This window comes from Belliella marina (genome assembly GCF_042682445.1).
Lineage (GTDB): Bacteria > Bacteroidota > Bacteroidia > Cytophagales > Cyclobacteriaceae > Belliella > Belliella marina.
Genome location: NZ_JBHUHR010000046.1, coordinates 140,396 through 166,908, shown reverse-complemented (window position 1 = coordinate 166,908; position 26,513 = coordinate 140,396). Strand labels below are relative to the sequence as shown.

Here is a 26,513-nt window from a genome sequence, read left to right as displayed (position 1 = left end):
CCTTAATTCTTCAGCTTCGAGAACCCATAAAAAAACCAACAGTGGGAACCCTCTGTTGGTGTAGATTTATCTCAAAGGATAGATCATTCTATAATCAGTTGAAATTTTTCCCTTACTTACTTCAATCAACTTGCTTTGAACCATTCTTTTCTTCAAACCCTTCAAATAATCGATAAATAGAATCCCTTCCAAATGGTCATATTCATGCTGGATTACCCTCGCAGTCATCCCTGAAAACTCTTCTTCCTTTAGGTTCCAATTTTCGTCAAAGTATTCTATGGTCAGTTTTTCAGGTCTGATGATCTCAGCCCTCACCTCAGGTATACTCAAACAGCCTTCCTCAAAACCATAACTGTCACCATATTCATCCAAGATGATGGGATTGATAAATGCCCTACGGATCCCCTGCTCCTCATCTTCTTCATCAAGCATCAAGGTACTGTCTATCACAAATAACCTGACCCCTTGGTTGATTTGGGGAGCTGCCAAACCTACGCCGCTAGCATGATCCATCGTACTGAACATGTCTTTGATCAATGTCGAGACATCATCACCTTCATGAATCTCTTCTGCTTCTTTTTTAAGTATTGGATTTCCGTATGCTACTATCGGATAAATCATAATTGTTGTAAATAGGATTGTAATATAATGGCGGCACTGATTTTATCTAAGTTCCCCGCTTTTTCTCTTCTGTCTTTTTTCTTGCTCCCCATGGCTATCATGCTCTGCATGGCCATTTTTGAAGTAAACCTTTCGTCTACAAGAACAATCTCTTTATTTGGAAATACTTTTCCCAGCCTGTCTTTTAGGCTGATAACCCTTGGCGTCATCTCATTGTCAGAACCGTCCAAAGATTTTGGATATCCCAACACGATAGTGTCTACTTCTTCTGCTTGGAAATATTTGCTTAGAAAGTCCACCAGCTTGGAAGTCTCTATGGTCTCCAATGGATTTGCTGTGATCTTTAGCATGTCTGTAACTGCCAAGCCTGTTCTTTTGGTTCCCAAATCAATCGCTATTACTCTTCCCATTAATTACTTTTGATTTGTTTTCTCACTTTCCGGACCACTTCCCGTTCCAACTCCACAGCCTTGGGAAAAAGCAACTCGTCTTCTATCTTGGCATGTATGACCAATTCATTTTCAAAATTCTGGAGCTCATTGTAAAGGATCTTCATACTCAAGGGGGCATTTTTGGGCAACCTGTAATCCGAGGTCAGCTTTCTAATCCCGACCATCTCATCATCATGGTCTTCGTGGGCATGTGCCAAAGATATGATTGGACTTTCTTCCAAAATGATCAATGCGTCATTCAACCTAAACCCACCTGCCTCTATCTCCTGAAGCAGCTGAATTCTCTTGAAAACCCTATTTTCCTCCTCATGTATGTGGTGGATAAAATCCTCCACAAACAATGGAAACATAATCCTCAAATCAGCCAATACGCCTGCATATTCATCCTCCCTGACAATTCCCGACACCATATTTGACAAAAATGGCAACTCCTGTCTTACAAAGAAATAATGCTTTTTCTTCAAATAAGCCACCAACACTTCTATCGGATGAAAATACAATTCTTCCGACTTGGGTTCCTTTCTGTTGGCCCATACTTCCAATTCCTCGACCAAATGGTCTGGGTTGACCTTGAATTTCCTGCACACTTCTTGGAGGGAATTCTCTTCATATTGATAAAAATTGATCCCAAAATAATGTAGAACTGCCGCGAACACATAATTGTCAGAGACAAGTTCTTTAATTCGTGACTTTTGTATATCTTTTGGATTCAACATATAGACAAAAGTAAAGCATTTTAAGAGAAATTGCCCAAATTCTTTATCTAAATTGAATTTATTGCGTTTATAAAAACGAATTGCATAAAATTTCAGTTATGTAGTATATTTGAAGAATTTCCAATATTATAAATCAAAGATAACCCGAGGAAATCGTGAGCGAAATAAAAAACACAAAAGCACAAGTACGTCTCCCAATCATTATCGCCCTAGCAATCGCGGCGGGTGTTTGGATAGGCGCTACTTTTGCCGAACCAAAAACAGACAGAAACGACCTGAAAGCTGCACTCTATAAGCTTCAGGAAATCGTTACTTACATCAATAGAGATTATGTAGACAGCGTCAACACCAATGAATTGGTAGAATTCGGGATTGAGAAAATGTTGGAAAAACTTGACCCACACTCTAGCTATATCCCCGCAAAGGATGCTGCATTGGCAAAATCGCAGCTTGAAGGGAATTTTGATGGAATCGGAGTGGAATTTGGAATTATCAGGGACACGATCTATGTGGTAGCACCATTGACTGGTGGTCCTTCAGAGAAACTTGGAATCCAATCAGGAGATCAGATCATCAAAGTCGACGGAAAGACAGTAGCAGGCACAGGCATTACCAACAATGATGTTTTCGGTCTGTTGAGAGGTCCTAGTGGAAGTGTAGTGGAAGTGGATATCAAAAGAAAATCGGAAAAAGACCTCATTAGGTTTGACATCGTCAGAGATAAAATCCCACAATATTCCATCAATGCTTCTTACATGATCAATGAAGAAGTGGGATACATAAAGGTGACTAGGTTCGCCGCCACCACTTATGAAGAATTCAAAAACGCAGTATCCGAGCTGAAAGAGCAGGGAATGACGAAACTAGTCCTTGACCTTCAAAGCAATCCTGGCGGATATATGGGGGCAGCAATCAGTATAGCTGACGAAATCCTGGGCAACAACGCCGTGATCGTATCCCAAGAGGGAAAAACTAGTAAATTCAACCAAAAAGCATATGCTGTAAAGCAGGGGGATTTTGAAGAAGGCTCGGTGATCGTATTGATCAACGAAGGAAGTGCATCAGCTTCTGAAATTGTTGCCGGCGCACTGCAAGACAATGACAGGGGACTTATCGTCGGTAGAAGGTCATTCGGAAAAGGATTGGTCCAGATGCCTATACCGCTTTCAGATGGAGCAGAATTACGCTTGACCATCGCAAGGTATTTCACTCCTTCAGGCAGATCTATCCAGAAGCCCTATGGTGACAACGAGGAAGAATACAGCTTAGACTGGATAAAAAGATTTGAACACGGAGAGTTTTTCTCTGCCGACAGTATCAAGTTCAATGACAGCCTCAAATATGAAACAAAGTCTGGTAGGGCTGTGTATGGAGGTGGAGGTATCATGCCTGATTTCTTTGTTCCTTGGGATACGACCATGTCAAGTTCTTATGTCAACAGGCTATTCAATTCTGACTCTGCAAGGGAATTTGTCTTAGACTATTTAGACAAAAACAAGAAGAAGTTCGAAGGGATGAGTTTTGAAGACTATTATAGCAAATACCAAGTCTCAGACGAAATGCTGCAAGGTCTGATCAAAATAGGGGAAAGAAATAAAGTTAAATTTGACGAAAAGGATTTCAATAAATCAAAAGAGTACCTAAAGGTACTTGTCAAAGCCAATATGGGTAGAAACATTTTCGATGACAATGCATACTATAAAGTCATCAATGACATCAATGAGATTTACCTACAAGCTATCAAGCTATTTGGAGAAGCTGAAAAACTAGCACTATCAGGCAACTTGGAAGAAGAATAGTCAGCCTTGATAAAGACCAAAAGGGAAGCCACGTAAATGGCTTCCCTTTTGTTTTCCCCAATCACCCAAAATCGGATTTCAATCATCGACATTATTCCCTTTATCCATATTCTGCTAACTTAGTGGACCATAACTCAAAGACCCCATGAAATCAATACTAATTTGTATCACACTAAGCTTAATCATCATGAGTCAAAATTCTCAAGCCCAAGTAAAAATAACCCACATTGCCGTATATGTCAGTGATTTGCAACGAAGTGCGGATTTTTATAGAGATGTACTGAAATTCAAAGAAATCGAAGAGCCTTTCAAGGATGGCCTACATGCCTGGTTTGATATTGGGAACAATGTCCAACTTCACATCATCGAAGATGTTTGGACACCTGTCACCATCAACAAAATCAACCACCTTTGCTTTAGCATCCCTGATATGGATGATTTCATCAAAAACCTGGATAGCCATCAGGTTTCCTTCGAAGATTGGCCGGGCGAAAAAGGGAAAATCAATATCCGCCCAGATGGAATCCAACAAATCTACCTCACAGATCCAGATGGATATTGGATAGAAATCAATGATGAATATTAAAATCTTGATTAAACGCCATATTCCCTTACAGTAGTGATAAGTATCCAAAAAAAAAGAGGAGGACTTTTTGAAAGCCCTCCTCTTTTTTTTGAAACCCCATTGACTATTTTTGATAAATAGCAGAAGGCCAAACATCATTCCCGGCATTCACATCTGTGATTACCTTGTCAGGGTCAATTTCTATTTTGACCACTTTCTTATCTACTTTCAAAAGATGTTGCCATGTATCCCCTTTGAACCAAACTTCCACAGGAATTGATCTTCTTTCCTTTTCCCCATCCTCATAAGTGACTTCAAAGTTCACAGGCATTGGCAAATCCCCTTTGTTGGAGAACACCACAATGTAATTGGCTCCATATGGATAAACTCCATCTACCGCAAGGTCAATATTTGCATTGCTATAGAACCAGCCTTTCCAAAACCAATCCAAATTTTCGCCAGAAACATTTTCCATATGGTTGAAAAAATCGCTTGGCTGCGGATGTTTGTATGCCCAAGTTTTGATATATGAGCGGAAAGCTTTGTCAAACCTTTCATGGCCTAACACATACTCTCTCAGCATAATCAAACCCAATGCTGGTTTCATATACGCCACCATACCAAGGTTGTTGGTTTGGGTTCTGTCAGCATGCGTCGCAATAGGCTCCCTGTTTTCATTTGTCAACCATCCAAGATACTTTCTGGTCTGAATCAAATCATTGGTATATTCACCATCATTGAATGCCAGATAGCTATAATAATTGATGAAAGTATTGAAGCCTTCATCCATCCACGCATGTCTTCTTTCATTTGTCCCAACGACCATAGGGAACCAATTGTGCCCAAACTCATGGTCGGTCACACCCCATAGGGACTCACCTTTCGATTTGTAGCTACAGAAACTCAAGCCTGGATATTCCATTCCTCCAATATCCGCAGCTACATTGACGGCTACGGGATAAGGGTATTCATACCACATTTCTGAATAATGCTCGATAGAAGCCTTGCTATACTCTGTTGATCTTCCCCATGCTTCTTCCCCATCACTTTCTTTAGGATAGACTGATTGGGCGATGATTCTTTTTCCACTTGGAAGATTGATGCCAACCGCATCCCAAATAAAAGCTTTGGATGAAGCAAATGCTATATCCCTGCTGTTATTCATTTTAAAATGCCAAGTCTGTTTTCCCTCTTGTTTAGGTCTGGTATTCGCATAATCCCCTACTTCATCCGGATGGATGACATAGACCCTCTCTTCGCTGTCAGCAGCACGCTTCATTCTATTCTGCTGCTCTTTGGTCAAGACCTGGTTTGGGTTTTGCAATTCTCCCGATCCTACTACAATATGATCAAAAGGTACTGTCACTTTGTAATCAAAATCCCCATATCCCAAATAAAACTCACCAGCACCTAAATAAGGGTCTGTATTCCATCCAGTCACATCGTCAAGCACCGCTACCCTAGGATACCATTGGGCCATGGCGTAGATTGTCCCATCTTTCACATCCAGCCTTCCCATCCTATCCATCCCTTTGGTAGGAATAGCGTATTCAAAGTCCATGGAAACTGTAGCCACACCACCGTTGGCAGGAATCGGTTCTGCAAAAAACACCTGCATCCTCGTGTCCGACACCAGGTACTCATTGCTTACAGGCTTGTTTTTACCGGAAACTTGTGCTTTTAAGTTTGCAATATCGTAGCCTCCAGTAATATCCCCGCTATACCTGTTACCCTGCACAGGGGTTGTCAATGTTCCCCGGGACTCTTCCGTGAACCTATTTTGCTCCAAAAAGAGCCAAATGAAATCCAAGGATTCAGGGCTGTTGTTGGTATAGGTCATTGTCCAAGAACCCTTCACGGAATGGTTTTCTTCGTCTAGCTCAACATTGATAACATAATCCGATTTGTTTTGCCAATAACTTGGACCGGGTTTACCGGTAGCTGACCTGTAGGCAGTTCCCTGCCTGTAGCCAAACTCCGTAAAGGCAGCATCTTTATTGTCTTTTACCTGCTGGGCTTCAAGTTGCATCACGGCAACCAATCCAAGAAATAAAAGAAAAAATCTTTTAACTCTATGTGTCATACTTTATAAATATATAATTAAATGATTTGGCTAAAATACTGAAACAAAAGCTAACAAAAAACTGATTTTTTTATAAGAGAAACCCAACCATTATTACGCTCCAAAAACGACGGAAATTTGCATTTAGAATTATTTAGAAGGTTATTTGCCTCGTGATTTTAAATCAATACTATGAAAAAAACACTACTTATTCCTGCTTTGATTTTGCTGTCAAACAATATCAAAGCGAACCAAGACACTACTACTGTGGATCTTGGAGAAATTATCATCAAGGAAAACAGGATTGAAATCCCATTCAACAAAGTATCAAGAAATGTATCTATCATCAGTAGAAAAGATATAGAAACGACCCCTGCCAGAAGCATACAAGAAGTGCTGTCTTTCACCCCGGGAGTAGATGTGAGACAAAGAGGCGTATCAGGAGTCCAAAGTGATATAGGTATCCGTGGTGGAGGCTTCGAGCAAACATTGATGCTGATCAACGGCATAAAAATGACTGATCCGCAAACAGGCCATCACATCATGAACATCCCAATCCCACTGCAAGCCATCCAACGAATCGAAGTCATGAAAGGCCCCGCTTCAAGAATCTATGGACAAAATGCCTATGCAGGAGCTATCAATATCGTAACCACACTACCAGAAACCAAGACGCTAAACATCCAAGCCTACGGAGGGGATTTTGGCATGAAAGGCATCAGTGCGGTCTCCTCTTTGCCGGTAAACCTACCATTTGGAAAATACAGACAAACACTATCTGTTTCCCATGATGCCTCCAACGGGCACTGGTACAATTCAGATTACAAAGTAAGCAATGTATTCTATGAGGGTGGATTGGACCTGAACGACAAAAACGAAGTCAGAACCATGATAGGGTACACAGACCGATCATTTGGGGCAAATGGATTCTACACCAATAGTTTCCCAGACCAATGGGAAAGTGTACAGACATTTTTGGCATCTCTTAGCCACACATATAACCACGAAAACCTCAACATCCAAACAAGGGCATATTGGAGAAGAAACACGGATGAATTTAGGTTGAGGAGAAATGAGCCTGCTTTTTTCACCAACAATCACGTATCCGATGTTTTGGCATTGGAAGCCAATGGACGCTATGAATCCAATCTTGGAACGACAGGTCTGGGAATAGAAGGCAGACAGGAGAGCATTGACAGCAACAATTTGGGTGAAAGAAAAAGGTCTTTTCTTGGGGTATTTGCAGAACACAGAATAGAGTTCTTGGAGGATTTTGATTTCAGGGCTGGTGTATATTCCAATTATTACAACGAATACGGGTGGAAGCATTTCCCCGGAGCTGAATTGGGTTACCAAATCAACAACAGTTCAAGACTATACACCAATTATGGGGCAAGCTATAGAATACCTTCCTTCACGGATCTATATTACCAAGACCCTAGCAACCTATCAAACCCTGACCTCGTACCAGAGGAAGCACAAAGTTTTGAGTTCGGCTACAAATTCAACAATAAAGGTCTGAGGCTTGAACTAGTATACTTCAACAGGTTCACCAAAAACCTGATCGACTGGAACAGGGAACCAAGTGACATCACACCCAACCCAAACCAGTGGACCCCAAGAAATATTTCCGAAGTTACTTTTCAGGGGATTGAAGCAGGCCTACAATACATCCTGAAACTAGGAGGGAAAAACTTCAAACTTACAGAAGTCTCTGTAAGCTACAATTATATTGATGCCAATCTAAATCAAGCTCCGGGATTGGAATCAAGAAATACCTTGAGCGCTTTGCGTCACCAAGCTATTGCGGGAATCAGATCAGAATTCCTAGGCAATTTTGAGACAAACATCAAAGCAAGGTATGTTGAGCGCATGGCTTTGGATCCCTATTTCTTACTGGATGCCAGAATAGACTACAATAGACTGAAAACCTTTGGCCTGTTTGCCGAAGCATCAAATATTTCCAACTCGGACTATGTTGAAGCAGGCTTTGTCCAGATGCCGGGAAGGTGGTTTAGGGCTGGAATTAGCCTAAATCTATTTCAGTAAAAACTAACCCCGGATTTTTATTGGGATTTGATGTAGAAAATCAGATAAAAATCCGGGGTTATTTATTAACCTGAGTTCGATTGTTATCACAAAGTCAAAATCAATAAAAATATCCAGTTACAAGGCAAATTTTTGAGGGATAGCCTAAGCTATCGCTCAGAAATTTAACGCAGTAAATGGGTGTTTTTATTTACTGAGCCGACTATTCGGTTTTAAACGGTAATCTGCTTCACTTTTTCAATCCGCAATATCCCAATATTACTTCATAAAAAAGTGCGCACCTTCTTTTCGTAGTTCTCACCATTTAAAACCGTTCCTGCCTGCCGGCAGGCAGGTTGACAAAGTGAGAATAGTCGAACTCAGGTTATTAGACTTGAAGGTGCATAATTATGTCTTTTGTTTCTTTCTAATAGAAAATCATAGCTAAAATCAACATGATGCGGATTTTTTCATCTTATATGTTTGAAAATTTGAGACTTTATCAGAATATATAACCAAGCGTCCATTCCATATAATCTGCCCTACCCCCATGGGCTTTCAGTGTGGCTGCCACTAGCCAGCTTGATGACAAATGATACTTCAGGCCGTATCTTTGATAAAAAAGTTTGTGTGTTTCGTCTGGCCTTTTCAAATAAGTTGCAAATTGGGTCAAGAAGACAAGTTTGTTCATATGAAGGTCATGACCAACTGCAAAACCGGTTCTCCATCGATCAAATGACCCTATTTGGCCAAATTCATCTACTCTTGCCTGCCTTTCTCTAATATAACCTACATTATAATCCAAATCTAAGCCAGCCGTCCAAGACCCTATAGGCGAATATCTAAATGATGAGGTATAATTAATACCGTATGCCGGAAAAACAGCAAAATCCAAAGCCCTTATACTTTTCACACCGGATCTCAAATAGATTGCATGATTTATCTTACCCAATTTATAATCTAGCATCTTTTGGTTCACTTTTTCAAAAGCTTTTGGATTTTCCTCTGCAATTTGATAATTCATTCCAAACCCAGCAAAAACAATGTTAAGACCAGAATTGGGTAACCTTCGCGCAGCATTGCTGATGTGTGTAAGTCCTGCATGAGTACTCAACCCCAATTTATCCGTGAGTGAATAATTATACACCAGTTGGGCTTCAACAAAATAATTCACATTTGAACCAATTGCTTTTTGAAGATCATTTTTCACCGGATCAAATGGGTTTTCTACATAAGCCAAACCCAAAGATACTTTATATGAAACTTCACTCCTCCCCCAAGCCTTTATAATCGGCTGAAGAAAACCGCTGATAGCGTAAGATCTCCCTACCAAGGCATTATCATGATCCAAATAGGTGAAACTTACACCTGCTATTGGATTGTTCATATGATCATGGTACTCTTTAGTGTTTAGTCTTGAAAAATAATCAAACTTATAGAACCTTGGATAACCTTTCACAGGACTCACCTCTGAATTATGCACGATTGTACTTCCCAATGATTTACTCATTTGGAAATAACTTTGACCCTTGGTTTGATTTGCCACAAACAATGCAACTCCAAGAACAATTACCCGCAAGAAACAATCCCTAATCATGTAAATAAAATTATTATAATAACACCCCTCCCAATTACCTAGCTCAAATGATTGTGTCAAATAGATTCATATGTAGAACAGCTTTGTATGCATGTACAAAAACCACAAGTTCTAGTGACACTTTTTAATCATCTGGACAACCCAAATTTTGATTTTTTTTTAACCTCTTAAAAGGATCTCAATTTGTGAATACAAAAGAAGGCTATTACAATTTAATATCCTCTTAAGACCCTCCCTTTGATTTTATAATCAGTATGTACTCAAATGAAAAAAAAATGTTCTGATTTAGTTGAAATTTAGGAGGTGAACTATATACTCAATGTAAAATCTGCAATATGATTATCCGCAATGGCACCAGTAGTTAAATTATGCATATGTAATCATGGGGATAATTGTCAACTACGCCACGGCGCACGAGTGTCGACGGTTGACAGTCAACTTGCCCTGAAAACAATGTGGATACATTATTTAAATGGCTACTGGTAAGAAAGTGGATATACATAATATGTAAAAGCAACAAGCCATAATTAAAATAAGCCTTTGTACAAGGCTTGCTGTGGGAGTTGAGGAATTCGAACCCCCGACCTTCCGGTTGAAATCGGAATGCCCTGAACCAACTGAACTAACAAGCCATAAACAAAAAAAGCCTCTGCTGAGGCTTGCTGTGGGAGTTGAGGGATTCGAACCCCCGACCCTCTGCTTGTAAGGCAGATGCTCTGAACCAACTGAGCTAAACTCCCAATATTTATAACTTAAATATCTTAATCTTTCCTTCCCCGACTCTTCCGATGGTAATCGGAATGCTCTGAACCAACTGAGCTACCCTCCATAAAGAACATTATTTCAATCTTTGTGGGAGTTGAGGGATTCGAACCCCCGACCCTCTGCTTGTAAGGCAGATGCTCTGAACCAACTGAGCTAAACTCCCATTCTTCCCTGAATGGAATGCAAAGGTAATTTTAAATTTTATCCGTACAAATTTTAATTTAAAAATTTTATAAAACAAAACACTAACTTTCTGATAATGAAACTGAAATTATTTCAGCCCTTAAAAATTCGTCCATAAGATATGACTCATGGACGAATTTAAGTTTTAATTATATATCAAACTTTATCCCTTGGGCAAGAGGCAATGCATTGCTGTAGTTGATCGTATTTGTCTGACGTCTCATATAAGCTTTCCACGAATCAGAACCAGATTCCCTACCCCCACCAGTTTCTTTTTCACCTCCAAAAGCCCCTCCTATCTCCGCCCCGGAAGTCCCAATGTTCACATTGGCAATACCACAATCAGATCCTGCTGCCGACAAAAACAGCTCAGCCTCACGCATATTCAAAGTCATGATTGCCGAAGACAAGCCCTGCGGCACACCATTTTGGAAAGCAATGGCTTCCTCTAAAGACGAATACTTCATCAAATATAATATAGGCGCAAAAGTTTCGTGCTGAACCATACTGTAGTGGTTTTCTGCTTCGATTATACAAGGCCTTACATAACAACCAGACTCATACCCTTCACCTGCCAACACCCCACCCGGGACAAGCTCTCTTCCGCCTTCCTTTTTCACTTTTCCAATTGCATCAAGGTACGTTTTCACAGCCTCTTCATCTATCAATGGCCCTACATGGTTCTTTTCATCCAACGGGTTACCTATAACCAGTTTCCCATACGCAGCAACCAGCCTTGACTTGACTTCTTCATATACAGATTCATGAATAATCAATCTCCTGGTAGATGTACACCTTTGCCCGGCTGTTCCTACAGCGCCAAACAACGCCCCCCTGATAGCAATCTCCAAATCGGCATTTTCAGAAACAATAATAGCATTATTCCCACCCAACTCAAGCAAGGATCTTCCCAACCTCCCGCCTACAGCCTGGCCTACCAATTTCCCCATACGGGTAGAACCGGTAGCAGAAACCAATGGAATCCGGGAATCATGGGACAAAAATTCACCTACCCTATAATCACCGATCACCAAAGAAGAAATACCTTCAGGAAGACCATTTTCCTTCAGAACCTTCGCAATGATATGCTGACATGCCACTGCGGACAATGGAGCCTTTTCCGAAGGTTTCCAAACACACACATCCCCACAAACCAACGCTATCATACTATTCCACGACCACACAGCCACCGGGAAATTAAAGGCAGAAATCACACCCACAATCCCTATCGGATGCCATTGCTCATACATCCTATGGCTTGGTCTCTCTGAATGCATAGTCAACCCATAAAGCTGCCTTGATAAGCCAACTGCAAAATCACAGATATCAATCATTTCCTGAACCTCACCCAAACCTTCCTGGTAGGATTTCCCCATCTCATAAGAAACCAACTTCCCCAAATCAGATTTCACATCCCTCAAAGCATTCCCTATCTGACGAACTACTTCACCCCGCTGTGGTGCCGGCACAGACCTCCATTGCAAAAAAGCCTCCTGCGCCTGCCGAACCACCAACTCATATGAATCCCTATTTGTCAACTGTACTTTTGCAATCAACTGCCCATCTGCTGGGGAAAAAGACGCCAAATACCCTTCATCTGTATCTATCCAATTACTCCCAGTACAAGTCCCACTATTTTCAGGCACAATCCCAAGATTTTTTAAAGCCTGGCCAATTCCATATTTTTCTGACATATATATTTGGTTTTATATTCTTTCAATGTGAGTAAAAATAATGAAAATGAATTTGCCAATTTATAGTTTTTCAAACTTTATACAGGGAACACCGGAAGACAAGCCCATAGAACCTTACCTCAATAAGATCCTTTTCAAATCCAAAGCATCCAGATAGGGCTTCAACCGGGGGCCAGGCGGGATCCTATACACAAAGTTGATCCGGTAATTGCCCGTCATCAAAGTATTGTCAAAATCTGCGTTTCTAGTCAAGTTGACCCTATTGTGTACATAATTGGCATTTACCGACCACTTTTCAGAGTTATACCCGACAAAGCCACGGAGGAATAAGTTGGAGCTGACATTCCACCTCCTCTCTGATCCATTGGCAAAAAATAAATTTTGATGTCCAAAACTAAGATTGGTCGATGCATAGCCAGTGATAAAAAAATGCTTTAAAACCACAAAGGTATGGGTATATCCCAAATTAGGCCCCAATTGGAAATACCGAGAGGAATTAAACTCCCTGCCATTTGACCCGAGAAAGTCCAAAGGAAAGACGGTGTCATCATTTTCCACCAACCCACCATACACCTCAAACCCCACAAGAGGGCTACCGGCAGACCGTTTTTGCCATTCACTTTGGAGAAACGCCGCCCTTAGGGAGATTTTATCCCCATTGAATAGATACTGCACATTAGTCCCTATCTTCCTAACCTTCATGTCAGGCAAAATCAAAAAAGGTTCTGAGTAATTTGAATAATCACTCAGATCAGCATAATAACCTTTGTAAAACTGCAAAAAAAGGTCAATAACCAAATCTTTGGGATACGCATGTGCCTGAAGGTCCAAATACTTAGACTCGCCCGTACCCTTTTCGGGGTTTAAGAAACCAAAACCATAAGCCACATTCAGAGTGAGCCCATTATAGGTAGCGCCCAAACCAAGATTCATGGTAGAGTTTGGCTCAAACCGAATGCTTTGGCCACTTACCCTATCTTTCACATTGAATGAAGTGTATTTTCTGGAAGTGTAAATCCTAGTGGTCAACTGATCCGGAAAGGCTACATAATAGGCAGTATCCAAACCATCCTGGGACCATACCTCACCCATCCCTATACAATTAGCAAAAACAAGAATCCCTATGATCTTTAGTTTTCTGTTTATAAAATCTCTCACTACAAATTGATTTGGAACGAATATTAAAGATATCAATTTAATACAGGTAAGCTAAACAAAAAAAATCCTGCCGAAGCAGGATTTTATATTTTGAGATAAAGACTAGCAAAAGCTATTCTCAAAATAACCTTCATCTCCTATGCTATATCAAAAATTTAGAGCAGAAAAAGTTGCTTAATCACCCTTGACAAATATACATAAGTTTTTCTTAAACATCAAAATTTTTCCTCATGGTATTTTTAGATATTTTATAAAAATAGTAACACAAGCAGTATTCCGATTATCCAACCGACTGGAAACAATCACTGGATTGCCATCATAACAAACCGCTTATCAGAGAGCTGCAACCTCAACTTTGCATTTAAATAAGGCTCAATTGGCATAATAAACATTTGTTTATCAATAATTAATATAAATAAAAACTAACAACCCTTAGAACTACATTAAAACTATCACCCATTAATCAAAAAGAGACATTCAAAAAAAATAAACTATCGTCAGCAACAATAAATAATTATTTATTGGTTTAATTATATTTTAAACATTCCAAACATCATAAAATTCAAACAATACCAAAGCCTCAACATTGAATCCCGCTCTGTATTAGAGCTTAACAAAACACAATATTTTCCTTCCGCATCAAACTGCACATTTTCCCTTTTGCTACAGCATTGAACTACAGTACTCCATTTCCTCTTACTTTTTGCGTTGGCGTCAAAAACCAATAAGCTTTGATAAAATCTACTGGAAGCTCCAGGTTTGTATTATAGACTAACTATATCTATTTTTGTTTCATGATTAGTGCAACTGCAAATAAAATTTTCCAAAGTGCGATTAAAGATTATCATATTACCGATCAAATTGACACGCCAATAAACAACCCCTACAGCCCAGAAACATTAGAACACCTGCTCTATATGAAATGCTGGATTGACACTGCCCAATGGCACATGGAAGACTTGGTAAGGAATCCACAAATAGACCCCAAAGATGGATTGTACTGGAAGAGAAGAATCGACCGGCAAAACCAGGTACGCACTGACACGGTAGAATACATTGACAGCTATTACTTACAGAAATTTTCAGGCGTCACCCCCTTACCGGAAGCAAAAATCAACAGTGAAAGCCCCGCCTGGGCTATAGACCGCCTTTCAATTTTGGCTTTAAAGATTTTCCATATGGAACAGGAGACATTCCGAAAGGATGTCCCCAAGTCTCATCACGAGACATGCCAAGCAAAATTGGATATTCTAGTGGAGCAAAGACATGACCTTTCGCAAAGTATAGATGAATTGCTTGACGATATCGCCAAGGGGAAAAAATATATGAAGGTGTACAAGCAGATGAAAATGTACAATGATCCAGCTACGAATCCGGTTCTTTACGGAGTTCAGAAATAATTAGGAATGAAGCGCATAATAGTGACCCGCTTTTCTGCCATGGGCGACGTAGCGATGGTAGCTTCAGTTTTAAAAGAATTTGTTGTACAGCAAAAAGATGTAGAAATCATATTTGTTTCCCGAGTACAGTTTGCTCCTTTTTTTGTCGACATCCCAAGGGTTCGTTTTCATGTCATGGATCCGAAAATCAAGCACAAAGGCATAATTGGACTCATTCGACTATTTAGGGAATTGAAAAAGTATAAGCCTACCGAAATAGCCGACTTGCACAACAACCTCCGAAGTCTATTTTTGGTTTTTTTGTTTAAGGCATCAAACTATCAAGTTAGCATCTTGGACAAAAGAAGAAAACAAAAGAAGCTATTGACTCGGAGGGAAAACAAGATTTTAAGACCATTGGATCCCGTCACTGAGTGCTATGGGGAAGTTTTCCGCAAATTGGGGTATAATTTCACTCTAAGTCATCAGTTAAACAAAGTGGATAGAAAGATTCCAAGGAATCTCATCCACATATTCAATTCGAATGACAAAAAAATAGGGATAGCACCATTTGCCAAACACAAATACAAAGTGTTTCCAATAATCAAAATGGAGGAAACCATACGTGATCTTTGCGAAAAAAACTATCACATTTTTCTATTTGGAGGAAGTGAAGAGGAAAAATCAATCTGTGAAAAGTGGGCAAAACAATATCCAAAGACCACAAACACTATAGGCAAGCATTTTCTTTCTGAAGAGCTGGACATTATTGCCAATTTAGACGTCATGATCAGTATGGATAGTTCTGGCATGCATATGGCATCACTTGTTGGAACAAGGTGCCTTTCGATTTGGGGGGCAACCCATCCATATGCTGGTTTTCTTGGATATGGACAGTCAATGGACGATTGTATTCAGGTCGAACATCCTGCACGTCCAAGCTCAATTTATGGCAACAAACCATGTCTTTGTGATGGTGTAGAAGCGATTGAATTGGTTACTGTGGAGATGGTTACAAAAAAAATAGAAGAAGTGTTAGGTTAACATAATTTTCAAAACACCTTCAATGAATTTAAACAATATTTTATAAGTGGCTTTGCATCATAAGGAAAAAATATGTCTCGTAGTATGCCAGTATGGCAATGAAGTCAATGGAGGAGCAGAAATACACTGCAAGATGCTTGCCGAAAGATTAACCCCATACTACCATGTTGACGTATTGACTTCCACCGTCATAAATTACAATACATTCCAGCCATACTATCAAGTAGGTTTAGAAATTATCAATCAAGTAAATGTAAGGAGATTTGAATCAACCCCTTTCGACAGGGTATTCTACGATAAAATAGCAAAATCGAGCAAATTAGGCCGAAAGACGAGAAGAATGTTCTTTAGAACTGGAATCTTAAGACTGATCGCCAATTTTATCCCAAAATGGGATTTGAGCATCGAAAGCGAAAAAGAAGTACTCAAAGCACATGGATTCTATTCTTCTGATCTCGTGGGGTTTGTGAAGAAAAATGCAAATGATTACAAAAGCATAATTCTTTTTTCTAGCTCAAACCCAAACACTTTCTTCGTCGGCGAAATGTTTCCTGAAAAATGCATCTCTATCCCCACTGCACATCATGATGGTGAACTGTTCAGATCTTTGCATACACATTTATTCACAAGTATCAGACATATCGCATTCAACACCATAGAAGAGCAAAAACTTTGTGAGAATATATTTGGAAAATCAATGTCACCTTCAAGCATTGTGGCCGTTGGTGTGGAAATTGCAGAAGCTGAATCAAAAGAGCACATATTCGAAAAATTCAATTTACCGGAAAACTACATCTTGTATTTTGGAAGAATCAGTCCGGAAAAAATGGGCAAATTGACCGAATGGTTTTTGGCATACAAGAGAAACAAAAGATCAGATGTGAAACTTGTACTAACAGGCCGGTTATTTATGGAGAAAAACGATGACCCCGATATAATCTACACTGGCTTTGTCACTGAAGCAGAAAAGATAGCTTTGATCGAAAATGCTCGATTTGTCATCAATCCATCGGAGAGAGAAAGCTTGTCTTTGCTCCTTTTGGAAGCCATGACACTTGGAAAACCTGTGCTCGTAAATGGTAAATGTGATGTAATGAAGCAACATTGTATCAAAAGTGGCTTTGCCTGTCAATATTATGTTTCAAAGTCTGATTTTCTCCAAAAATTGGATTTTATGCTTTACAAAATTGAAGACCCAAAAGCTATTGCTACCAAGGCGCAAGATTATGTCAAAAAACATTATGACTGGAATACAATATTAGGAAAACTAAGAACACTGATAGAATCAACTCCGAATTAATTAATCCTGTTCCTTTTTGACTGAAGTACTATCCCCATCCTACAAAACCTCACAAATACAATAATTATATGTTTGTGATTGAAAAATTATTATTAAATAAAAAAAAAGTTGCATTTGTGACTTGAATCTAGCTTAAATGGAAAAAATATGTTTTATCGTTTGTCAATATGGCAACGAAGTGAATGGAGGAGCAGAAACTCACTGCAAGATGCTTGCTGAGAGATTAACATCATCATACGAAGTTGACGTATTGACTTCGACCTTCATTAGCTACACTACATTCCAACCTTACTATCAGGAAGGTGTGGAAGTAATAAACCAAGTAAATGTCAGAAGATTCAAATCCGAACCTTTTGACAAAGAATTTTATTACAAACTTTTGCGATCAAGTAAATTAGGGAGGAAAATCAGAAGGAACTTATATAGAATGGGGGTTTTGCGGTCAATTGCCTCCGTATTTCCCAAATGGAATATAGGCTTGGAAAAAGAAAAAGAGGTACTGAAGGCTAATGGCTTCTATTCTCCTGCACTGTTGAATTACATGCGGGAAAATGAAAGCAGTTACAAATCCATCATCCTTTTTTACTTTCCTAATCCTGCCACATTTTTTGTTGGTGAAATGTTGCCGAAAAAATGTATACTGATTCCTACCGCACATAATGAACGAGAACTGTTTAGGTCTATACAAACACATTTTTTCACAAATGTCGGACATATTGCATTCAATACAGAAGAAGAACGAAAGCTCTGTGAAAATGTCTTTGGGAAATCAATGTCCCCATCCAGCATAATAGCCGTTGGGGTAGAAGTTGCAGAACCTGAGTCAAAAGAACTTATAATCGAAAAATTCAACCTTCCGGAAAACTACATCTTGTATTTTGGAAGAATCGCTCCGGAGAAAATAGGCAAATCGATCGAGTGGTTTCAAGAATACAAAAGAAACAAAAAATCAGATATAAAACTTGTATTGACAGGCAGGCTGTTTATGGAAAAAACTGAAGACCCTGACATAATCTACACTGGATTTGTTACTGAAGCAGAAAAGACAGCCTTAATCAAAAATGCCAGATTAGTCATCAACCCATCGGACAAAGAGAGCTTGTCTTTGCTACTATTGGAAGCCATGACACTTGGGAAACCCTCGCTGGTAAACGGCAAATGCGATGTGATGAAGGAACATTGTATCAAAAGCGATTTTGCTTGCCAATATTATATTTCAAAATCTGATTTTATCAAAAAATTGGATTTCATGCTATACAGAATAGAGGATCCAAAGGCAATTGCAACCAAAGCCCAAAACTATGTCAAAGCAAATTATGACTGGGATAAAATTATGGGGAAACTACGCGCCTTGATAGAATCCTCTCCTTATTAACTAACCCTCTCTTTTCGTAAATAAAAGGAGAGAAATTGTTAAAACATCACATCCGATTTCAAACTATAATTGGCCTGAAGTACCAGGGAAATAGCCTACACCAAAAGAGGAAACCCTTCAGTGCCAACGCTGGAGAATCATTTTGTCATTTGAAGAATTGCGATGGCTTGGAAACAATCAAATCGGTAAGTGCAAAATTGGTTTTGAAAAAGATTGAAGAGATAACAGTGTTTCAATGATCACAATTCACTTTTCAAAGTGAAAGAAATCTTCTTCCTTTTTCAACCAATATGCAACATGTGATTTGATGATTAGCGGGGTACGTTCTATTTTCCGAGTGATCGATCTCCAATAATAAGCGAAATCCTTTTCTCTATTCCCCCAAGAATCCTCCCACCAATGTATCGTGACTGTATTATACGTCAGGCAATCATCAGTATATTCTTCAGTCCATGAGAAGGGATAAAAATAATCTTTGGTCAACACCAAAACATGCTCTGCACGTTGCGTTTTATAGGTGTTTATCTTATACTTACCAAGAAGAACAGAAGAAGAAACATTTGGAGCAGCCATAGGGTGGTACTTCATCCGTTGCAATTTTTCCGTTTCTTTTAGGCATGCTTCTACAAAAGCATTGCCTTTCTCACACCCAATTACAGCCGTGTTAAATGGATACTTAGACAGCCCTATTTCTGTCTGAAATGCTATAAAAGCACTTTCATCCATTAAACTCCCAAAAGGTTTGATTACTTCTACATCTGTATCAAGATAAACCCCACCATATTTAAAAATTGCATAAAGGCGTACGTAGTCTGCAATAAATGCCCAGCGCTTTTGCTTATACAAAATTTCCAAAAACGGCATCCTATCAAAGGGGGTGTTTGATTCATCCCACTTTCTTATTTCATATTCCGGCAAAAGAGTCTCCCAAGAATTGATACATTTCTTTATCGTCTCACTGTATTCGCCCTTACCATACCAACAAAAATGAATAATTTTAGGAATCATCGATTTACTTTCTAATTTAGTTATCTTTGCGTTCAAAGATAGAAAATTAGAATAAATAAAATGGGTATTAGTGGACTTGTTATTACGTTCAACGAAGAGAAACATATCGAAAAATGTATCAAAGGTTTGCAGGAAGTATGTGATGAAGTCATTATTATCGATTCAAATAGTAAAGACAATACCGTATATATCGCTGAATCATTAGGGGCTAAAGTAATATCCCAGGATTTTTTAGGTGATGGACCCCAACGAATTTTTGGCCTCCAGTTTTGTGGAAATGACTGGATCCTAAATCTCGATGCAGACGAATTTTTGGATACCGATTCCTATCACTTTTTAAGAAGCAAAGAATATCTAAACCTACCTTACGACGCATATAGTTTTAGAAGAAGAAATTTCTTGAAGGATAAAGAAATAAATTATGCGGACTGGTATCCAAGTAATGCTTGCCGATTTTTCAACAAAAAAACAGCAAGCCCTTCTTCACAGATAGTCCATCAACATGTGATAGCTACCAACATGTTAAAATCAAAAATGCATTTGGTTCACTATGCATGGGACAGTTTTCACCATCTAATCGCAAAAAAAAACCAATATACAGATTGGCAAGTAAATGAATTTGTTAATCAAGGGAAGCGTGCAAAATCATTTTCCCCTGTATTTCATGGTGTTGCAGCTTTTTTCAAAGCCTATTTTTTTAAAAAAGGCGTTCTTCATGGCATAGATGGGGTGACATTTTCACTAATCCAGTCTTTTTTCTCTTATATGAAATATGCGAAGATTTTGGAAGCTCAGCGCGAAAAAAAATAATTCACTATCACAGAAAACCTACTTGTTAGCATGTGTTTTGCTACATTTTTGAAAATAAAAACCAACTAATGACTTACCCAATCCCAACGATCAAAAACAGCTCAAAGCCTTCACAGTACCAAAGAGCAGTTGCCTTCTGTGTAGATAGGGGTTTTCTTCCATATGCCTCTTATGTAGCCCACCAAATTTTAGAAAAGGAGGAGCATAGAGACTTTGATATCGTCATCTGCATCCCCCACACAGAAAGTCTCCCAAAGGAACAAAATCCAAATATACGATATTGTGCCATCGACTATTCACACATTCTAAACCTTCCCGTTGGCAGACTTTCGATGGCTACCTATTACAAGATTTTCTTGCCAGCCATTTTTGGGAATACTTACGAACAAATTCTCTATTTGGACGCGGATGTGTATGTGAAAACATCATGTATATCATCTTTAATGGATAATCATAAGGAGAATACGGGGCTGGTCATGGCGGTGGACATCTCTGAAATAGAACGCAAATCCGGCCTTAAATTCCACAACAGCTATTTGGATCACTATGCTGCCGTCAACCATCAATACAGCAATGCTGGTGTCATACTGTTTAATACAACTAGATTACTGGAAATCGGCTATTTGAATCAGTTAATGGGCTATGCTGAAAATAATCTGGAAAAATTGGTAAGACACGACCAAACATTGATCAACACTGTTCTCTATAACGAAATCAGCTCTTTATCATTTTTGTTCAATTATCAGCTAATTGACACAACCATACCATTTTTAGAAGAGTTCGAACCAAAGATCCTGCATTTTGTAGGTGAGCTAAAACCTTGGAATACAGCTCATGGATTTGCGGGGAAATTGCACGATGAATACAAATCATTTATACAACAACATTTCCCCAACCATAAAATTGAAGCAAATTCTGAATTTAAATTAAAATATGAAAGCCGTAAGAAGAAACGTAAATACACAATCCCGCTACGTGAGCAGCTATCATTAAAAATATTTATAGGCAAAGAAAAATTAAAACGTAGCATTTCTTTCTTCCAAAAGTCCACAAATACTGAAGCAAGGAAGAGACATAAGAACAGAAAGATATTGCCCAACTTCCGGGTTACAATACGCAGCTATATCTGTGAATAAAAAAGGTGCATAAAGAAATAGCTTCTCTATGCACCTCAAATCACAAAATCAATTAGGCTAACTTACCTAAAGCCTCTTTCATTCTTTTCAAAGCTTCTTTCAATTCTTCATCTGAAGCAGCATATGACAATCTTACACAATTTTCAGCTCCAAATGCAGCTCCCGTTACCAAAGATACATTTGCTTTTTCCAATAGGTAAAGACAAAGATCGTCCGCACTCTTTATGCTATGCCCATCAGCACTTTTTCCAAAAAACGAAGATACATCTGGGAAAAAGTAAAACGCACCTTCCGGAACATGTGTTTTGATCCCCGGAATTTCCCTCAACAATCCCAACACCAATTCCCTTCTTCCCAGATAGGCTGCTGCCATTTCTTTCGATGGTTGCTGATCACCGGAGATTGCTGCCAAAGCTGCCCTTTGCGCAATACCTGTACCTCCAGAAGTAAACTGCCCCTGCATTTTTTCACATGCTTTTGCAATAAACAATGGCGCACAAATATACCCTACTCTCCAACCAGTCATGGCATATCCCTTTGAGAAACCATTTACGGTGATCGTCCTGTCAAACATCCCCGGGAATGATGCTATGCTTGCGTGTTTCCCTGTAAAATTGATCAATTCATATATTTCATCCGCAATCACATACAAATCCTCTTCAGCTTTCACTACTTCGGCGATCGCTTCCAGTTCCTCTTTGCTAAACACAGATCCTGTAGGATTGCAAGGGGATGAATAAATCACTGCTTTTGTCTTGTCCGTTATCGCATCTTTCAATTGAGCTGCTGTAGCCTTGAAATTATTCTCCAAAGTCCCTTCTATCAACACAGGAACACCTCCTGCCAACTTGATGATCTCTGCATACGAAACCCAATATGGAGAGAAGATCACCACTTCATCACCCTCATTCAGCATGCACATAAATATATTGGCAATAGAATGCTTGGCTCCTGTGGAAACTACAATATTTTCGGCTTTGGCATCTGCTATTTGATTTTCTTCACGTAATTTCTTTGCAATTGCCTCCCTAAGGTCTTGATATCCGGCTACAGGTGAATAAGCGAAGTACTTACCTTCATCAATTGCGGATTTGGCTGCTTCCTGAATATGCTTGGGAGTCTTAAAGTCTGGCTCCCCAAGGCTCAAACTGATAATATCTATTCCTTGGCCTTTGAGCTCTCTCGCTTTTTTTGCCATTGCCAGCGTTGCTGACTCTTCCATTTGGTTAATTCGGTCTGATAGGATTGAATTCATTCTAGTGGTTGTTTTTTTTAAATTTTGTCAAAATTAAAGATTTGAATCTTTAATTCTAAACATAACTGAGATTTGATTGTGAATTAGTAAATTTAGTACCCAATATTAGTATTCTCCGTACGTTAAACAATCAGATGAAATCGATCAAAATACTTTTAATCTTACTCACAGCCTGCCATCTAAGTGCGCTTGCCCAGAAAAAGACCGATGAAAAACTCAGTGATCCGGACTCATCTGGTATTGTAAGTGACAAATTGCTTCCTACGACATCCCCACTTTTGCTTTTTGACGAACAATCCAAAAAAGAGAAAAAGAAAAAACAGAAAAAGAAAGAGAGAAAAAACATCTACTTTGGTGAAAAAACCAGAAAGGGCAGGACAAGGCAAATGCTAAGAGACCAAGTACAGCATACAATTTTCAATTATACTTCAGAACAGAGGACAGTAGATCCTTATATCAGAGACATTTATTGGTATGATCAAAAAGACAAAATGATTCGTTCCAAAGATTTCGATCCTACAAAAGGGGTTTTGCTACATGGTCCTTATGAAAAATACCTAAATGAAACGGTCGTAGAGAAGGGGATGTTTTATTTTGGCACCAAACATGGAACATGGTTAAGTTTTGATGCCAAAAGCATTCTGATTGACAAAGGGCATTATTACGAAGGCTGGCCAAAAGACTCCAGAACCACATATTATGATGATAATAATAAGGTAATCGAAAAAATCACACCTGTAGAGTATGATTTAAACGAAGGTAATTTCTATCATTTCTACCAAAATGGTCAAGCTGCAGTGATCGGTGAATACAAATATGGTGAAAAAGTTGGCCTCTGGACCGAGTATTGGGACACGAAAAACACAACCGCAACCAGAAAAAGAGAAATCCAATATCAAAATGAACCTTTCTCAAAAAACTTCCGACCCTACATCCGCGCCGAATGGGACAAAGACGGAAATTTGATCTACAGAAACCTTGCTTCAAATTAATTTACCATTAACCCTATAATTTTTATAGGTTATTTAATTTTGCTTTATTTTTTTTCATATATTTGTCACACTAACAATTGGTATGACACAAGAACAATTTAGTAAATACTCATTTCTACTAGACCGAACGGCCAGAAAAGTCAAACAATATGCGCAGCAAAAGTTTAACTTGGGTGAATTTGACATCACCGTAGATCAGTGGTTGGTATTGAAAAACCTTTCAGAAAATGAATTGCTGAGTCAGACTGAACTTGCGCAATTGGTATTCAAAGACCACCCTACGTTGACAAGAATCATAGATATTCTTTCTAAAAAAGGTTATGTTGAAAGGGTGCCCCATCCACAGGACAGGAGGAGTTTTCAATTACACCTGACTATCCTGGGAGCTGAAAAAGTAAACTCCCTCAAACCACAGGTAGCTTCCATTCGCGAAAAGGCATGGGAAAATCTTGACACTAAGGATTTTGAAGAGTTCAAAAGGATATTGAACACTATTTACAACAATCTTGAATAGAAAAATCCAATAAGGTTTAATATAGTTGTTATACTAATTATATTTGTACGAACAAATTGAATTCACATTGGTTTTACCAATAAACAAATAGAAAGATGATTAATACTGACATTTGCATAATCGGAGCAGGACCAGTTGGTCTATTTGCTGTTTTTGAAGCAGGACTATTAAAAATGAGGTGTCACTTGATTGATGCTTTGCCTCAAGTAGGAGGTCAGCTTTCGGAGATTTATCCGCAAAAACCAATATATGACATCCCTGGATACCCAGAGGTAAAGGCACAGGAACTTGTAGACAATTTGATGGAGCAAATCAAGCCATTCCATCCTACATTTACCTTGGGGGAAAGGGTCGATCACCTTGCAAAACAAGATGACGGATCATTTATTGTAACCACCAGTGACAAGACCCAGGTACATGCACAAGTGATAGTGATAGCAGGTGGTCTTGGTTGTTTTGAGCCTAGGAAACCCGTACTAGAAAACTTAGAGAATTTCGAAGGCAAGGGGATCACATATATGGTCAAAAACCCAGAAACTTTCAGGGATAAAAAAGTGGTATTGGCAGGCGGTGGAGATTCTGCTTTGGATTGGGCTATTTTCTTGTCTGATGTGGCGGAAAGAGTTACCCTTGTCCACCGTAATGAAACTTTCAGAGGAGCGCCAGACTCGGCTGCAAAAGTATTCGATATGGCCAACAATGGAAAAATAGACCTTATCCTATCTGCCAACCTGAAACAAGTCGGAGGAAATGGTGTATTGAATAGTGTAGTGCTCGAAAGCAAAAGCAAAGAAGAAATCAAGATAGATGCTGATTACCTGATCCCTCTTTTTGGTCTTAGTCCAAAGCTGGGACCAATTGCAGATTGGGGATTGAGCATAGACAAAAATGCAATCGAAGTAGATACTACTGACTACTCAACTGGAGTGGAAAGAATCTATGCCATTGGAGATATCAATACTTATCCCGGAAAACTGAAGCTTATACTTTGTGGTTTCCATGAAGCAGCTATCATGATGCACTCTGCATTCAAATATGTATATCCAGATCAAAAATTGAGTTTCAAATACACTACCGTCAATGGTGTAAATGCATTTTAATTTTATCTTTGCACCATGGTAACATTTACAGTAGAAGATCACCAAGGCAATCGCCAAGCAATCGAAGCTCCAGATGACATGGGCTTGAGTTTAATGGAAATCCTGAAAGCTTCTGAATATCCTGTTCTTGCGACATGCGGTGGGATGGCATTATGTGCCACCTGTCATGTCGAAGTTTTAGAAGGGCAAGATTCATTGGGAGATGCCACAGATGTGGAGCTCGACCAATTGGAAAACCTTCCAGAGTATTTTCCGGCAAGTAGGCTTGCATGCCAAGTAAGGATTAGTCCTCTTTTAGAAGGAGCTGTCATCAAGCTCAGAGGTGAAGATAATTAGCATTAAGGAGGTCGAGATTTGACCTCCTTTTTTTTACTTGATCCAATTGAGGTTTAGATACATCTCCAATTTTTCATTACATAACACAGACGTATCCACCCAACAATTCAATAACTCCTTTTTCCGGATCTTGAATCCTTCTATTCCAATTAGCTAGCCAAGACGCTTTTTCCATCGGCGAAGGATTTTGACCCTACATGCCCCCAAACGTAAAAAAAGCCAGTCCGGAAGGATATCGGGACTGGCCTTGGTATAATGTGACGGCGATCCTGATGGGACTCGCTCTCCTCCCGTGCGCTGCGCCTGTCTGTCTTTCGTGGAGCTTATCCGTCACGGCTCAGGGTGGAAAAGGTAGGAAGTTACCCAAACTAAGAATGTTGATGCTTTCAATCATCTGTCCAAAGAATTGGTAAAAGAAATATCGGTTCTTTTAGAGATAGAAAATGGAGAGCTTGCTACCATAAGGGAGAAGCACCCGGGAAAATACGATTTTGGCACATTAAGAATGGTCGCTGCATATTTGGCGAGAGATTGATTCTAACCAAACCTTTGATGTTTCAAAAAACCTCGAAGGTTTCCGCCACAAGTCTATCCGCTATACTTTTAGGATTGCCACGCATCTAT

22 protein-coding genes and 2 tRNA genes are annotated in these 26,513 nt (G+C 39.2%); 13 read left to right on the top strand and 11 right to left on the bottom strand.

Going from position 1 to position 26,513, the window contains the following annotated elements; translation table 11 throughout:
• Nucleotides 1-66 precede the first annotated feature (66 nt).
• The 3 genes from def to ACFSKL_RS19735 are packed head-to-tail and all read right to left on the bottom strand — an operon-like array spanning nt 67 to nt 1,789.
• Nucleotides 67-621, bottom strand: a complete 555-nt coding sequence (gene def, locus ACFSKL_RS19745; RefSeq protein ID WP_376888619.1) for a peptide deformylase — start codon at nt 619-621, stop codon at nt 67-69.
• Nucleotides 618-1,031, bottom strand: a complete 414-nt coding sequence (gene ruvX / locus ACFSKL_RS19740; protein WP_376888618.1) for a Holliday junction resolvase RuvX — start codon at nt 1,029-1,031, stop codon at nt 618-620. Before ruvX ends, def begins: the two co-directional genes overlap by 4 nt.
• Nucleotides 1,031-1,789, bottom strand: coding sequence for a hemerythrin HHE cation-binding protein (locus ACFSKL_RS19735; RefSeq protein WP_376888616.1), 759 nt, complete (start codon nt 1,787-1,789; stop codon nt 1,031-1,033). The genes ruvX and ACFSKL_RS19735 overlap by 1 nt, the downstream gene beginning before the upstream one ends.
• Nucleotides 1,790-1,944: 155 nt before the next feature.
• On the opposite strand from ACFSKL_RS19735, the gene ACFSKL_RS19730 reads away from it, so the two are divergent.
• Nucleotides 1,945-3,588: a S41 family peptidase gene (locus ACFSKL_RS19730; RefSeq protein WP_376888614.1), complete on the top strand. Its 1,644-nt coding sequence runs from the start codon at nt 1,945-1,947 to the stop codon at nt 3,586-3,588.
• Nucleotides 3,589-3,775: 187 nt separating this feature from the next.
• On the top strand, nt 3,776-4,174 hold the full coding sequence (locus tag ACFSKL_RS19725; protein ID WP_376888612.1) for a VOC family protein: 399 nt from the start codon (nt 3,776-3,778) through the stop codon (nt 4,172-4,174).
• A 103-nt stretch (nt 4,175-4,277) separates the two neighbouring features.
• On the opposite strand, the gene ACFSKL_RS19720 is transcribed toward ACFSKL_RS19725, so the two are convergent.
• On the bottom strand, nt 4,278-6,236 hold the full coding sequence (locus ACFSKL_RS19720) for a M1 family metallopeptidase (protein ID WP_376888611.1): 1,959 nt from the start codon (nt 6,234-6,236) through the stop codon (nt 4,278-4,280).
• A 171-nt stretch (nt 6,237-6,407) separates the two neighbouring features.
• On the opposite strand from ACFSKL_RS19720, the gene ACFSKL_RS19715 reads away from it, so the two are divergent.
• Nucleotides 6,408-8,264, top strand: a complete 1,857-nt coding sequence (locus ACFSKL_RS19715; RefSeq protein WP_376888610.1) for a TonB-dependent receptor plug domain-containing protein — start codon at nt 6,408-6,410, stop codon at nt 8,262-8,264.
• Nucleotides 8,265-8,745: 481 nt separating this feature from the next.
• On the opposite strand, the gene ACFSKL_RS19710 is transcribed toward ACFSKL_RS19715, so the two are convergent.
• From ACFSKL_RS19710 to ACFSKL_RS19690, 5 genes are all read right to left on the bottom strand, one after another.
• On the bottom strand, nt 8,746-9,753 hold the full coding sequence (locus tag ACFSKL_RS19710; RefSeq protein WP_376888609.1) for an acyloxyacyl hydrolase: 1,008 nt from the start codon (nt 9,751-9,753) through the stop codon (nt 8,746-8,748).
• Between the two features lie 752 nt (nt 9,754-10,505).
• Nucleotides 10,506-10,580 (bottom strand) — tRNA-Val (locus tag ACFSKL_RS19705).
• A 113-nt stretch (nt 10,581-10,693) separates the two neighbouring features.
• Nucleotides 10,694-10,768: transfer RNA gene (locus tag ACFSKL_RS19700), tRNA-Val, on the bottom strand.
• A 169-nt stretch (nt 10,769-10,937) separates the two neighbouring features.
• Nucleotides 10,938-12,482 (bottom strand): L-piperidine-6-carboxylate dehydrogenase, encoded by a 1,545-nt coding sequence (amaB, locus tag ACFSKL_RS19695; RefSeq protein WP_376888607.1) that lies wholly within the window; start codon nt 12,480-12,482, stop codon nt 10,938-10,940.
• Between the two features lie 114 nt (nt 12,483-12,596).
• Nucleotides 12,597-13,640, bottom strand: a complete 1,044-nt coding sequence (locus ACFSKL_RS19690) for a DUF4421 domain-containing protein (protein WP_376888605.1) — start codon at nt 13,638-13,640, stop codon at nt 12,597-12,599.
• Nucleotides 13,641-14,434: 794 nt separating this feature from the next.
• On the opposite strand from ACFSKL_RS19690, the gene ACFSKL_RS19685 reads away from it, so the two are divergent.
• The 4 genes from ACFSKL_RS19685 (at nt 14,435) to ACFSKL_RS19670 (ending at nt 18,738) form a co-directional block, all read left to right on the top strand.
• Complete coding sequence (locus ACFSKL_RS19685; RefSeq protein WP_376888604.1) at nt 14,435-15,040, top strand: DUF4254 domain-containing protein; 606 nt, start codon at nt 14,435-14,437, stop codon at nt 15,038-15,040.
• Between the two features lie 6 nt (nt 15,041-15,046).
• The gene (locus ACFSKL_RS19680; RefSeq protein WP_376888602.1) at nt 15,047-16,063 is read left to right on the top strand and encodes a glycosyltransferase family 9 protein; all 1,017 of its coding nucleotides are present in this window, start codon (nt 15,047-15,049) and stop codon (nt 16,061-16,063) included.
• A 46-nt stretch (nt 16,064-16,109) separates the two neighbouring features.
• Nucleotides 16,110-17,363, top strand: a complete 1,254-nt coding sequence (locus ACFSKL_RS19675; RefSeq protein WP_376888601.1) for a glycosyltransferase — start codon at nt 16,110-16,112, stop codon at nt 17,361-17,363.
• A 136-nt stretch (nt 17,364-17,499) separates the two neighbouring features.
• Nucleotides 17,500-18,738: a glycosyltransferase gene (locus tag ACFSKL_RS19670; RefSeq protein ID WP_376888599.1), complete on the top strand. Its 1,239-nt coding sequence runs from the start codon at nt 17,500-17,502 to the stop codon at nt 18,736-18,738.
• Between the two features lie 246 nt (nt 18,739-18,984).
• Here the strand turns inward: ACFSKL_RS19670 and ACFSKL_RS19665 are convergent, their stop codons facing one another.
• Nucleotides 18,985-19,782 (bottom strand): glycosyltransferase family 32 protein, encoded by a 798-nt coding sequence (locus ACFSKL_RS19665; protein ID WP_376888597.1) that lies wholly within the window; start codon nt 19,780-19,782, stop codon nt 18,985-18,987.
• A 24-nt stretch (nt 19,783-19,806) separates the two neighbouring features.
• Between ACFSKL_RS19665 and ACFSKL_RS19660 the strand changes: the two genes are divergently transcribed.
• Nucleotides 19,807-20,556, top strand: a complete 750-nt coding sequence (locus ACFSKL_RS19660; RefSeq protein WP_376888595.1) for a glycosyltransferase family 2 protein — start codon at nt 19,807-19,809, stop codon at nt 20,554-20,556.
• Between the two features lie 68 nt (nt 20,557-20,624).
• The gene (locus tag ACFSKL_RS19655; protein ID WP_376888593.1) at nt 20,625-21,692 is read left to right on the top strand and encodes a glycosyltransferase family 8 protein; all 1,068 of its coding nucleotides are present in this window, start codon (nt 20,625-20,627) and stop codon (nt 21,690-21,692) included.
• 52 nt (nt 21,693-21,744) lie between these two features.
• On the opposite strand, the gene ACFSKL_RS19650 is transcribed toward ACFSKL_RS19655, so the two are convergent.
• Entirely contained in the window at nt 21,745-22,947 is a 1,203-nt protein-coding gene (locus ACFSKL_RS19650; RefSeq protein ID WP_376888591.1) for a pyridoxal phosphate-dependent aminotransferase, read from the bottom strand.
• 134 nt (nt 22,948-23,081) lie between these two features.
• Here ACFSKL_RS19650 and ACFSKL_RS19645 point away from each other — a divergent pair, with 134 nt between their 5' ends.
• The 4 genes from ACFSKL_RS19645 to ACFSKL_RS19630 all read left to right on the top strand — a co-directional run bounded on the left by ACFSKL_RS19645 (nt 23,082) and on the right by ACFSKL_RS19630 (nt 25,889).
• Complete coding sequence (locus ACFSKL_RS19645) at nt 23,082-23,939, top strand: toxin-antitoxin system YwqK family antitoxin (RefSeq protein WP_376888589.1); 858 nt, start codon at nt 23,082-23,084, stop codon at nt 23,937-23,939.
• 82 nt (nt 23,940-24,021) lie between these two features.
• Nucleotides 24,022-24,453, top strand: coding sequence for a MarR family winged helix-turn-helix transcriptional regulator (locus ACFSKL_RS19640; protein WP_376888587.1), 432 nt, complete (start codon nt 24,022-24,024; stop codon nt 24,451-24,453).
• Between the two features lie 95 nt (nt 24,454-24,548).
• Nucleotides 24,549-25,553, top strand: coding sequence for an NAD(P)/FAD-dependent oxidoreductase (locus tag ACFSKL_RS19635; RefSeq protein WP_376888585.1), 1,005 nt, complete (start codon nt 24,549-24,551; stop codon nt 25,551-25,553).
• 15 nt (nt 25,554-25,568) lie between these two features.
• The gene (locus ACFSKL_RS19630) at nt 25,569-25,889 is read left to right on the top strand and encodes a 2Fe-2S iron-sulfur cluster-binding protein (RefSeq protein WP_376888583.1); all 321 of its coding nucleotides are present in this window, start codon (nt 25,569-25,571) and stop codon (nt 25,887-25,889) included.
• Nucleotides 25,890-26,513 lie beyond the last annotated feature (624 nt).

Excerpts from the sequence above, each read along its gene's own strand:
- def (WP_376888619.1), bottom strand. The coding sequence starts at position 621 with ATGATTTATCCGATAGTAGCATACGGAAATCCAATACTTAAAAAAGAA.
- ruvX (WP_376888618.1), bottom strand. The coding sequence starts at position 1,031 with ATGGGAAGAGTAATAGCGATTGATTTGGGAACCAAAAGAACAGGCTTG.
- ACFSKL_RS19735 (WP_376888616.1), bottom strand. The coding sequence starts at position 1,789 with ATGTTGAATCCAAAAGATATACAAAAGTCACGAATTAAAGAACTTGTC.
- ACFSKL_RS19725 (WP_376888612.1), top strand. The coding sequence starts at position 3,776 with ATGAGTCAAAATTCTCAAGCCCAAGTAAAAATAACCCACATTGCCGTA.
- ACFSKL_RS19720 (WP_376888611.1), bottom strand. The coding sequence starts at position 6,236 with ATGACACATAGAGTTAAAAGATTTTTTCTTTTATTTCTTGGATTGGTT.
- ACFSKL_RS19715 (WP_376888610.1), top strand. The coding sequence starts at position 6,408 with ATGAAAAAAACACTACTTATTCCTGCTTTGATTTTGCTGTCAAACAAT.
- ACFSKL_RS19710 (WP_376888609.1), bottom strand. The coding sequence starts at position 9,753 with ATGAGTAAATCATTGGGAAGTACAATCGTGCATAATTCAGAGGTGAGT.
- amaB (WP_376888607.1), bottom strand. The coding sequence starts at position 12,482 with ATGTCAGAAAAATATGGAATTGGCCAGGCTTTAAAAAATCTTGGGATT.
- ACFSKL_RS19685 (WP_376888604.1), top strand. The coding sequence starts at position 14,435 with ATGATTAGTGCAACTGCAAATAAAATTTTCCAAAGTGCGATTAAAGAT.
- ACFSKL_RS19680 (WP_376888602.1), top strand. The coding sequence starts at position 15,047 with ATGAAGCGCATAATAGTGACCCGCTTTTCTGCCATGGGCGACGTAGCG.
- ACFSKL_RS19670 (WP_376888599.1), top strand. The coding sequence starts at position 17,500 with ATGGAAAAAATATGTTTTATCGTTTGTCAATATGGCAACGAAGTGAAT.
- ACFSKL_RS19660 (WP_376888595.1), top strand. The coding sequence starts at position 19,807 with ATGGGTATTAGTGGACTTGTTATTACGTTCAACGAAGAGAAACATATC.
- ACFSKL_RS19655 (WP_376888593.1), top strand. The coding sequence starts at position 20,625 with ATGACTTACCCAATCCCAACGATCAAAAACAGCTCAAAGCCTTCACAG.
- ACFSKL_RS19650 (WP_376888591.1), bottom strand. The coding sequence starts at position 22,947 with ATGAATTCAATCCTATCAGACCGAATTAACCAAATGGAAGAGTCAGCA.
- ACFSKL_RS19645 (WP_376888589.1), top strand. The coding sequence starts at position 23,082 with ATGAAATCGATCAAAATACTTTTAATCTTACTCACAGCCTGCCATCTA.
- ACFSKL_RS19640 (WP_376888587.1), top strand. The coding sequence starts at position 24,022 with ATGACACAAGAACAATTTAGTAAATACTCATTTCTACTAGACCGAACG.
- ACFSKL_RS19635 (WP_376888585.1), top strand. The coding sequence starts at position 24,549 with ATGATTAATACTGACATTTGCATAATCGGAGCAGGACCAGTTGGTCTA.
- ACFSKL_RS19630 (WP_376888583.1), top strand. The coding sequence starts at position 25,569 with ATGGTAACATTTACAGTAGAAGATCACCAAGGCAATCGCCAAGCAATC.